At 45.4% G+C, this 9,645-nt stretch carries 8 protein-coding genes; 3 read left to right on the top strand and 5 right to left on the bottom strand.

Annotation, left to right across the window (positions count from 1 at the left end; all coding sequences use genetic code 11):
• The coding region (locus tag VX941_09870) for a tetratricopeptide repeat protein (GenBank protein ID MEE2933713.1) at positions 1 to 492 on the top strand (492 nt) is incomplete at its 5' end.
• Between the two features lie 187 nt (positions 493 to 679).
• Positions 680 to 1,384: a hypothetical protein gene (locus VX941_09865; protein ID MEE2933712.1), complete on the top strand. Its 705-nt coding sequence runs from the start codon at positions 680 to 682 to the stop codon at positions 1,382 to 1,384.
• Positions 1,385 to 1,436: 52 nt separating this feature from the next.
• Here VX941_09865 and VX941_09860 read toward each other — a convergent pair whose 3' ends face one another.
• The gene (locus tag VX941_09860) at positions 1,437 to 2,423 is read right to left on the bottom strand and encodes an outer membrane beta-barrel protein (protein ID MEE2933711.1); all 987 of its coding nucleotides are present in this window, start codon (positions 2,421 to 2,423) and stop codon (positions 1,437 to 1,439) included.
• A 218-nt stretch (positions 2,424 to 2,641) separates the two neighbouring features.
• On the opposite strand from VX941_09860, the gene VX941_09855 reads away from it, so the two are divergent.
• Positions 2,642 to 5,233 carry a tetratricopeptide repeat protein gene (locus VX941_09855; GenBank protein ID MEE2933710.1) on the top strand — a complete coding sequence of 864 codons (2,592 nt, stop codon included), beginning with the start codon at positions 2,642 to 2,644 and terminating at the stop codon, positions 5,231 to 5,233.
• A gap of 148 nt (positions 5,234 to 5,381) precedes the next feature.
• On the opposite strand, the gene VX941_09850 is transcribed toward VX941_09855, so the two are convergent.
• The 4 genes from VX941_09850 to dcm all read right to left on the bottom strand — a co-directional run bounded on the left by VX941_09850 (position 5,382) and on the right by dcm (position 9,232).
• Positions 5,382 to 5,522 (bottom strand): hypothetical protein, encoded by a 141-nt coding sequence (locus tag VX941_09850; protein MEE2933709.1) that lies wholly within the window; start codon positions 5,520 to 5,522, stop codon positions 5,382 to 5,384.
• Positions 5,523 to 6,367: 845 nt separating this feature from the next.
• Complete coding sequence (locus VX941_09845; protein ID MEE2933708.1) at positions 6,368 to 7,690, bottom strand: MvaI/BcnI family restriction endonuclease; 1,323 nt, start codon at positions 7,688 to 7,690, stop codon at positions 6,368 to 6,370.
• Complete coding sequence (locus VX941_09840) at positions 7,687 to 8,145, bottom strand: very short patch repair endonuclease (protein ID MEE2933707.1); 459 nt, start codon at positions 8,143 to 8,145, stop codon at positions 7,687 to 7,689. The genes VX941_09845 and VX941_09840 overlap by 4 nt, the downstream gene beginning before the upstream one ends.
• A 4-nt stretch (positions 8,146 to 8,149) precedes the next feature.
• Positions 8,150 to 9,232 (bottom strand): DNA (cytosine-5-)-methyltransferase, encoded by a 1,083-nt coding sequence (gene dcm, locus VX941_09835; protein MEE2933706.1) that lies wholly within the window; start codon positions 9,230 to 9,232, stop codon positions 8,150 to 8,152.
• Between the last annotated feature and the right edge of the window lie 413 nt (positions 9,233 to 9,645).

Genomic DNA, 9,645 nt, shown 5'->3' with positions numbered 1-9,645 from the left:
TACACCCTTGCTGCCGAACAGGGGGATGCTTTTGCCCAGTTCAGACTGGGTATGATGTACGACCAAGGACGAGGTGTCCCACAGGACGATAAGACTGCGGTGAAGTGGTACAGACTTGCTGCTGAACAGGGGGATGCCTCTGCCCAGTACAATCTGGGTTTGATGTACCGCGACGGATACGGTGTTCCACAGGACGATAAGATTGCGGTGAAGTGGTTCAGACTTGCTGCCGAACAGGGGGATGCCTCTGCCCAGTCCAATCTGGGTGTGATGTACGGATTCGGACTTGGGGTGATACAGGATCATATCTATGCCCATATGTGGGGAAATATTGCTGCTTTGAATGGGAATGAGTTGGGTGCCAAATTGAGGGGTGAGTTTGAGAAGAAAATGACCCCTGCCCAAATCGCAGAAGCACAGAAACTTGCCCGTGAAGTTTTGAAACAGAAGGATAGCTGGGATAACTGGGATGGGGTGGTAGTATCCCTTTAGCCTAAAAAGTAGTTCAATTGCATATCATCTTTAACTATACTCAGATTAATCCCAACCGAATGTTTGGATTGGAATAGTAACGGCCTTATCGTTCTGGTGTAGCAACGACCTGATACGTTCTTATCCTCCAAATCCCGACGTTCTCTTTGTGGATTGCTTGTTGAGCAATTTTGGAAAGGGAATTCCTATGACTACTCAAATCTATAGTGATATCACCTTTGTATTTGGGCCTCCAAATGGGGATAGATACGAGACTATAAAATCCCACGCACTGCGCAATGGGACGAGTTTTTCCAAAGCATTTCGTGACCATGTGGAAGGTATTTTTGTCTCTATAAAAGGGGAACGGCTTTTGGACGATCTCTTCTCCCTTTGTTTCAGAAAAAAGATAAAGATCAACAGAATTTATCCAACATATCAGATACGGGCGAACCCGGATGATAGGCTTAAAAAGTTCCACCTTCGTCCTGAGGACAGGTTTGCAGAACTGCCCGCACTGATAATCTACCCGCCAGAATTCACAACCGTGGCAGGATCAAAGCTCAGTTTCCCAATACAATTTGAGGATGCACAGTTTGTAATTGAAGCGATAAGAGAGGCATTCTGTTTTGACTGGGTGAATATATTTGGCACCTATGAAGGTGCAATTGATTTTGAGGATGTGCTCAGCGAAGGAGAGAAAGTTGAGTTTATAGAGACTGCGAATGGAAGCTGGGCATCTGCATATAAATACAGAGGTTTATATTTCTATTTTGATGAAGTTCAAAACCTGGGACCATTCGCGCAATATTCAGACATTCAGGCAAAGTTTGATGAAATATCTGATCATGTCCAAAATGATGGATTTAATAGCGTTTCATACCATTTAAAAAATTATTTTCCGAAAATGTAAATATCAAACATGGATCACCGGAGCACAAATGGCTGCTCTTTTACTTATCCCTTTAGAACGCGTATCTCAGACCCATCCGGAAGTCGTGGCGTTGCAAGCGAGTATCTTGATGCGCGTCACTAAGGGCATTGTTCGTCATCGTATAATATTCAAAAAAACCAAGTTGTGCATACCTGTACCCTATGTCTGCTGACAATCCTTCCCATAAATCTATGCTGACGCCGGCCATGGCAGCCACGGCTAGTGAATGAGCATAGTTGTCTGACATGGGCCGGATCGTATCACCCCAAAAATAGGAAAAACCCAAGCCTCCACCCACATAGGGGGAAATATCAAAGTTACGCTTATCTAAGGAAATCGTCCAAATAGGTTTAAAATCGTAGTACGCATTGGCCAAGACAAACAAGTTAGACAAACTTTTGTCTTCATTCCCCGCACGCGCGACTTGTAGATCCTTTACGTAATAATCGAATGTAATATCACCCCGTAAAGAGTCATTAAGCTGCAATCCCATTCCGACGCTTAATGGGTAAAATGCGCTGTCGAAATGGGGATTACCAACGGTATCATTGTTAGTACCTCGGTATGCATCGAAGATAGCTTCCCCCACCGCCAAATCATACCGCACATAAGGCCTGATCTCGGAATGCGATTTCTTTTCCAAAGCAGTGATACGGTTTTCTAATTCTTTTGTCTTCGTTTTGTTGGAGCTTTTTTCTGCAACACGCGTTGTACCCAAGGACGCTACTCTCACTGGTTTCGAAAGACGTGCCTTCATAAGCCTTTCTGAATTACCGATCTGATACGCCGACGACGGGGTACGTGCTGCGTATCTTAAGGTCTCAATCCGTTCCAGCTTTTTGGACAGTGTTTTGTTTTCTTTACTCAGCCGGTCCACTTCCTTCTTTAATCCAAGCACGATCTGACTGAGATCGTTGAGCGTCATCGGATTGGTTGCCGCCAATGCATTTCCGGCAATCCCGAACATAAAGGCTACAGCCAATAAGTAAGAAGTCCATTTTAAATGAAGTGAAGGCATTGTTCTCTGCTCCCCGTGACAATTTCAATGCGAATGCGTGTACTGGGGACTCTCCAATACACGGCGAAACTGTCAATGAGGGTAAATGTGGATAACTGAGTTTATTGGGAGGTGCCCTCCCCTACACGAACTGGCCCTTATACGGTATAATGCGAATTTGAGGAACCTGACCGAAGCTATTAAAAAATATAACCATGGACAACCCGAGGGAAAAAACAATGCGCGCAACTAAGGTAATCCAGGTTATCACCTCAATTTTTTCTACTTGTATATTTTTTGCTGGCACAGTAGCGGCACAGAGTGGCGGCGATGGTCGTTGGAAAGCAGTAGATTATAACGGAAGCTCAACGTTCACGGCTGTTATCATTGTCAAGGACGGAAAAATTAGTGAGGCCAACTTATCGACTGTTTGTGATCCAGATGTATGCAAAAATGATACTTGGGAGGAGTCGTGTGAAGTAGATAATTTTGCCATAAATAAGCCACTTACTGATACGTCACTTAGCTGCAGTGACTGGCGATCTATGTCAGGTAGTGTTTTTGGCACAATGACGACAGATGGCGATGATAAGAACGCAGGTGCTGCAAACTTGCGGTTCCTGCAAGAACGCGATTTCGCACTTTTTGAGGCGGAAGCTGCGAAGGGCGACGGTAAGCTAAGCACTCGTGAATTCGCACCGCGCTTGGCTGAATTGGTAGCGAAGGAAGAAAAGCGGCTGGCAGATGCCGCGGCAAAAGAGAAAGCGGCTAAAGCTAAGAAAATACGCGTGGCAAAAGAGAAAGCGGCTAAAGCTAAGAAAATACGCATGGCGGAAGAGAAAGCTGCTAAAGCTAAGAAAATACGCGTGGCAAAAGAGAAAGCCGCTAAAGCTAATGCCGAGAAGAAGAAGCGTAACGCGGTAAATGCGATCAAAGCCCCGGTTGATGCGAAGCAATATATCGCCGATCTTCGAAATTTCTTCAAGAAACACCCCGACAAAGTCGACGCCATGAAACTGGCCGAGTTATTTGTGCCTGCGCAACAGGACATAGATTCCGGTAGTTTTACGAAGAAGGGGTCTAATTTTGGCAAACTGACAGTATTCATGTCACGAAATAAAGCGTTTGCGGCTTATAGGGAGTCCGAGATCAAGGCTCGCGCAATTATAATGGAAGAGCAAAAAAGGCTTGCACTGACTAAGATTGTAGACGGGATCAAGACGATAAAGTTGAGTATCTCTAAAAATCCCTTGGACCCAAATTCTCATAGCCTGACCAAACTCGTAAAACAATATGAAAAGATTACAGGTAAGGAACCCCTGGGTACGCTGAAGAGCTCTGTTTTAGCTTTGGGTACCTCAATGACGAAACTTGGGGTGAAACCGCCGTTTGCCCACAAGGTCGCAAAAACGCCTGCCGCGCCCGTTAAGAAAATTGACTCTGATGTCACGACAAACGCACCTCAACCGAAAGCCCAAAAACCTGAGGTTGCCGCCGCGCCGACGCCAACAAAGAAAACAGCCCCTACCGAGACAGCGCAAAAAAAAGCGGCTGCTAAGGAAGCCGCTGTGAAAGTTAGTGCGAGTGCTAAGTCAATAAAGATTTGCCTTTCAGGGACGAAACATTCGCATTCGCCGATAGCGGGTAAATGCTCTGCTTCTTATGAAAAAGGTGACTACGCTAATGCTATGCGTGAATGGAAACCTTTAGCCGAACAGGGGAATGCCTCTGCCCAGTACAATCTGAGTCGAATGTATTTCAGAGGACAAGGTGTTCGAAAGCACTTTAAGACTGCTGCGAAATGGAACAAACTTGCTGCCGAACAGGGACTCGCCGCTGCCCAGTTCAGTCTGGGTAGGTGGTACCAAGCAAAATATAAACATAAGACTGCGTTGAAGTGGTTCACACTTGCTGCCGAACAGGCCCCCCTTTTCCAGGAAAAGTTGGGTGATATGTACGCAAGCGGAAAGGAAAAAAGTGTTCCAAAGAACTATAAGACTGCGGTGAAGTGGTACAAACTTGCTGCCGAACAAGGGAGAGCAAATGCCCAGTATTCTCTGGGTCAAATGTACGCCGAAGGAAAAGGTGTTCCACAGAACGATAAGACTGCCGTGAAGTGGTACAAACTTGCTGCGAAACAGGGGAATAACTTTGCCCAGTTCAGTCTGGGTAGTCTGTACCAAACAAAAAATAAACATAAGACTGCGGTGAAGTGGTACAAACTTGCTGCCGAACAGGGGTTTGCCCCAGCCCAGCGCCAATTGAGTAGGCTTCGTTATTTACAGGAACAAGCAGAAGAAGAAGCCCGAAAACAGGAAGCCAAGAGGGCGGCGGAAGAGAGAGCGGCCGCTAGAGCTAAAGCAATACGTATGGCGGAAGAGAGAGCCGCTAAGGCTAAGAGAATACGTATGGCGAAAGAGAAAGCCGCTCGAGATAAGAAAATACGTATGGCGAAAGAGCAAGCCGCTGAGGACGCAAAGGAGGAAAATTGGCTGAAGAATGTTTATTATCAGTACATGTCTATTAAAAACTGTTATGAAATTCGCAAACCGTATGCGATCCAATATCTGAATACACAACAGATGGCTGACGCTAAGGTCCACATTAAAAACTTAGAAGCCTGGCTCACAAAGAAACACAATCTTAAATCGGATGTAGAATGGGGCCGTGCAGATACCCAGTTCCAAAAAGAATTGGGCAAACAATTCCGGACGCTTAAGGCGATACCGGATTATAATAAACAAATGGATGCCTTCTGCAAAATGCAATTAAATAATCTCATGGGTATTCAGATCCCCGGCAAGAAAAAAACAATGAAAAAAGATTTCTAGAAGATCCAATTCAAATGGAATTGAGACTTTTGTTGAGAGGTTGATATATCGGCGATGGAGCTGGGGCCAAGTTTAAGCCCTCACTTCACACATACTCTAAATTCACTTTTAGTGTATTCCCCGTCTTTCTCCTTGTAACAACCCTCTATTACTTTCGACCCACCACTACATTCTGACTGAGATCGTTGAGCGTCAAAGGATTGGTTGCCGCCAATGCATTTCCAGCAATCCCAAACATCAAAGCTACTGCCAATAAGTAGGAAGTCACCCTTGAATGAAGTAAAGGCATTGTTCTCTGCTCCCCGTAACAATTTCAATGCGAATGCGTGTACTGGGGACTCTCCAATACACGGCGAAACTCTCAATACGGGCAGATGTGGATAACTGAGTTTGCTGGGAGGTGCCCTCCTCTACACAACGCGTTTGTTATTTGACACAATGCGCGAATGAGAAAACTGACCATAATACTCTGCCTAATAATTGCTGTGCTAGTAGGGTTTATACTTGGTTTATTTGTTCTGAATGCAGGGCATCAGGGCGCAGACGAAGAGTATTTTCGAGCTCTTAAAGCCGTGAATGGTTCCGGAATAGACTGGATTGACGCAATATTCCGCTATTGTGTCGTTCTGTTGGTACAAACGGCCAGATTCTTTGGAATATCGTATGAAGCACTAAATATATGGGTGTTCATAATTGTGCAACCATTGATCATCATTTTATTGTCAATTTGGATTTTTCGTTTGCGAAGAATGCTGAGAAGAACCCGCTGAAGGAACAAGAGTGCTGGAATTTATTTTTAAATTTTTCCTTTCAACAACTATTTTGGGTGCCTGCATTCTCGTGCTTGTCGACCAAATATCGGATTTCTAGAGAACGATGGAGCTGCTAACAGCGCCAAAAATGAACCGCAGGTTAAGAACTTACGGAAATTGGCAGACAGCAATCCATCAGATGGGATATCGCAAGCTTGGACCCTGAAGCAATGTGATACCGCGTACAAAAGAATATTTAAAGCTCAAGCCAACGGCGATTATGAAAATGCCTTTTTTATATCATTATTAACATCAGGTGTTTTTTTGATTGATCGCACTTTACGCGATTTTAAACGGCAGACGCGACTAATCGGATTCCGTACTAGAGTTCGATCTGGGCGTGTTCGTGATACATTTGCCTCACATGAGAGTATTTGATCCTAAATTGGCTACGCCTCTTTATAGCCGGTTTTTCTTCGGAGGCCCGCTCCATCTTTATTCCGGGTTGATAGTAGACAATACCGTCGGAGACAGCTTTTAAAAAAAGAGTAAAATCAGTTTGCTCACAAATAAAAACTTTAGGACCAAAACAATACTCTGGGGGTGATTTTTTTCTTAATGATGGTACGTATACGACTTGGGCGTGTTTGCGATTCCAATGCTTCATCATTTTCGTAAAGCCCCACATTGCTGCGACATTACCGTCTCGTGAACTCAGAACGAGACCGCCAGTCATATCAGTAATTATGCCGGTCGGCGTGTCGTAACCGTGTAATTCAAGACGTAATCCTGTTCGGTGATGAAAGTCTCGCGTCGTACACCTGTAAGTACCTCCAAGATTGAAACGATCTGGTTTTCCTTTTGGGTCCGGATACGCGTAGCGTTTCATAAATTCCAATACACCGACATCACGATATAAGCCGCCAGTTGGTTCGGGTGTCATTAGCGTAACAGCGCCTTTGGCGCGAAATTTGATAAAGTCTTCGACTCCAAATTGTTTTATCTCCCAGCCAAGATAATCAGGCTTAGCATGCCCATTCGGTGGGATACCCAATTCGGCTTCTAAAGTGTACCCGCCTCCATTTGAGGCCTTATAAGGTTGTGGAAGATTGTCCGGTCCCAGCCTTTTTGATTGTATCCAGTGCTTTTGATAAATTCTTTTCAGGGACGCTAGTAATTGCGATTTAGTATTACCTGCCTCAAAGTCTGAGGGAATTTCTAAGAATACACCGTTTTCGTGCAGGCGTTCACTACCGTGAATTTCGCGAGCAAGAGGATGTTGTCGCCCTACCGCATAGCCCAGCACTTCTCCGGCGTGGGTAACCCCAAAGAACATCACACGTCCCTCGTCTCGATTGCGCATGACTGCTGCCGGAGCGTCCCGGCATCCCCGAAGAAACCCGGACATTCGTACTTCAGGATATTTTGGATAAAGAATTAATTGAGCGTAAGGCGCTGGATGCTTTACATCTTCATCGACCCATGAGAACAAGATTTTAGCCTTTGCTCTATCTCGTTTACTGCCCGCGATATCGCCATCATCAACATACACTTTCTGATGAGGAATTATGTTAAGCGCTGAAAAGTCCCCGCCCAGATAAACCTGATTTTTCGAGTTGTCGTTTGGCGACAACCTTTTCGCATAAAACCGATGGGCACCGTGGGAACGTAACAGGCCGACGAGAGCGGGTATTGTCTCGATCATATGGCGGAGCCTCGGGCTTCATATGTCCGTTCGTGACCATTTAACCACATTGCCAATTCTTTGATAACCTCATCTGGATTGCGACGGTGTTTTCCCTTAAGGGCACATTCCCATACAACAGCCTGCCTCCATCCCAGAGCCGCCAATTCGTTCTGGGCCCTCATATCACGGGCTCGGTTCTGTTCAATCTTCCCTTTCCACCAATCGGTTCGAGTAGCGGGTAATTTGAAAAGCGGACAATTGTGTCCGTGCCAGAAGCAACCGTGTACAAATATCACCGCCTTGAGTCGCGCAAAAACTATGTCCGGCTTACCGCGCAAATTTTTGTCATGTAGTCGATACCTAAACCCCAGCTTAAACAGACCTTTTCGAACTAATAGCTCGGGCTTTGTATCCGTCCCCTTAATACCCGCCATCATGCGGCTGCGGGTTTTTCTGTCGACGATATCAACCAAGCTCTCAAGAGACCTTTCTGAAAGACGGGTTCTTAGCGCGCTCCAATGTCTCGCACATCAACTTGGCGATATCAGTTACCACCGGTACAGACACTGAGTTTCCAAATTGGCGGTAGGCTTGAGTATCAGATACAGGTTGAGTTTTCTCGTTGTCACGTCGATCAAAATGTCTTTGGAGATCTTTTGGAAAGCCCATCAACCGGCAGCATTCAAGGGGCGTTAATCTTCTCGGCCGCTTATCATCACCTTGGTAAATCAATATTTCTGCACCGTCCTTGTGATACCGGGCAGACAACGTCCTTGTGGTTTTATTATTAAAGGGCGGCTCAATAAGCCCATAACCAAAGCCCTGTCCCTTTGCCACGTGCTTTTTTTTGTGGCGGACAAGTGTATCCCATGTTCCGGGTCCCAAAGTATATTTTGACTCAACATGATCCTCCAAAATACTTTCTAAGCTAGTTTTTGTAACGAGAGGCTCAATTTTCGAAAAATCGAATTGGCCCGGTAATACTTCCCATGATTGATTTCTTGATGAGGTCTTCTTTCTGAAACCCGCAATAAAAACACGCTCACGGTGTTGTGGCGTCCAGAGGGCTGCATCAAGAACACTGTGCTCCACGTGATAGTCCAGTTCATCAAGTGATTCGAGAATTATCTGGAAGGTTCGCCTGCTATTATGTGAAAGAAGATTTTTCACATTTTCGAGCAGAAAAGCCTCGGGTTTCTTAATGCGGAGGATTTCCTTGATATTAAAGAAAAGAGTTCCTTGCGTCGGGTCATCAAAACCATGTGGGCGCCCAAGCGACTGTTTTTTTGATACACCTGCCAAAGAGAACGGCTGGCAGGGAAACCCTGCAGCCAGAATCTCATGATCCGGAATCAAGCTGGGTGGGATTTTTTCAATATCTCCAGATAGGTCAGCCTTGACAATATGATCGAAGATTGGTTTTTCGCCAAAAAAAGCTTCGTAAGTACGTTGTGCGTATTTGTCGTACTCCGAAGAAAATACGCATTGTCCTCCGGCTCGTTCAAAGGCGATCCGGAAACCGCCTATTCCGGCGAAAAGATCTATAAACCTAAAGGTCACACTATTCCCTGATAGAGGCAGTTTACCCGTCAACTTTTGTAGGTGTAGCAGATCCCGGTTATGCGGGATACATACAATTTTTTCGAACCAACGTCCGCTCAAGAGCGAAAGCGGACATTGCGTGTAGACATCAAGAGCGCGGCAAAAACACGTTATACAGTCCGCTTACTGATGAAGTAATAAATCAACCTGAGGTGATGCTGCAGAGTGGTGTTAATTCAACACACATTATTTGTTATGAAGGCACAGGTAGGCCGTATAGAGATAAAGACCAATTTGGTCGAGCGTTCCGTATTTGCAGGGACCGTGCGGGTGTTGGCGGCGATGTTACCTTCCAAGATTTAAGAAAAACCGGAATAACGGAGCTAGCTAAAAACTCTGCCACTAATGCAGAAATAGTCTCTTTTAGCGGT

The organism is Pseudomonadota bacterium, from assembly GCA_036339585.1.
Taxonomy (GTDB): Bacteria; Pseudomonadota; Alphaproteobacteria; order UBA8366; family UBA8366; genus UBA8366.
The sequence above is the reverse complement of the archived record's forward strand: the minus strand, read 5'-3'. Positions and strand labels throughout refer to the sequence as shown.

What these genes read in the sequence shown, in the direction of transcription:
- VX941_09865 (MEE2933712.1), top strand. Translation starts at nt 680, where the DNA reads ATGACTACTCAAATCTATAGTGATATCACCTTTGTATTTGGGCCTCCA.
- VX941_09860 (MEE2933711.1), bottom strand. Translation starts at nt 2,423, where the DNA reads ATGCCTTCACTTCATTTAAAATGGACTTCTTACTTATTGGCTGTAGCC.
- VX941_09855 (MEE2933710.1), top strand. Translation starts at nt 2,642, where the DNA reads ATGCGCGCAACTAAGGTAATCCAGGTTATCACCTCAATTTTTTCTACT.
- VX941_09850 (MEE2933709.1), bottom strand. Translation starts at nt 5,522, where the DNA reads ATGCCTTTACTTCATTCAAGGGTGACTTCCTACTTATTGGCAGTAGCT.
- VX941_09845 (MEE2933708.1), bottom strand. Translation starts at nt 7,690, where the DNA reads ATGATCGAGACAATACCCGCTCTCGTCGGCCTGTTACGTTCCCACGGT.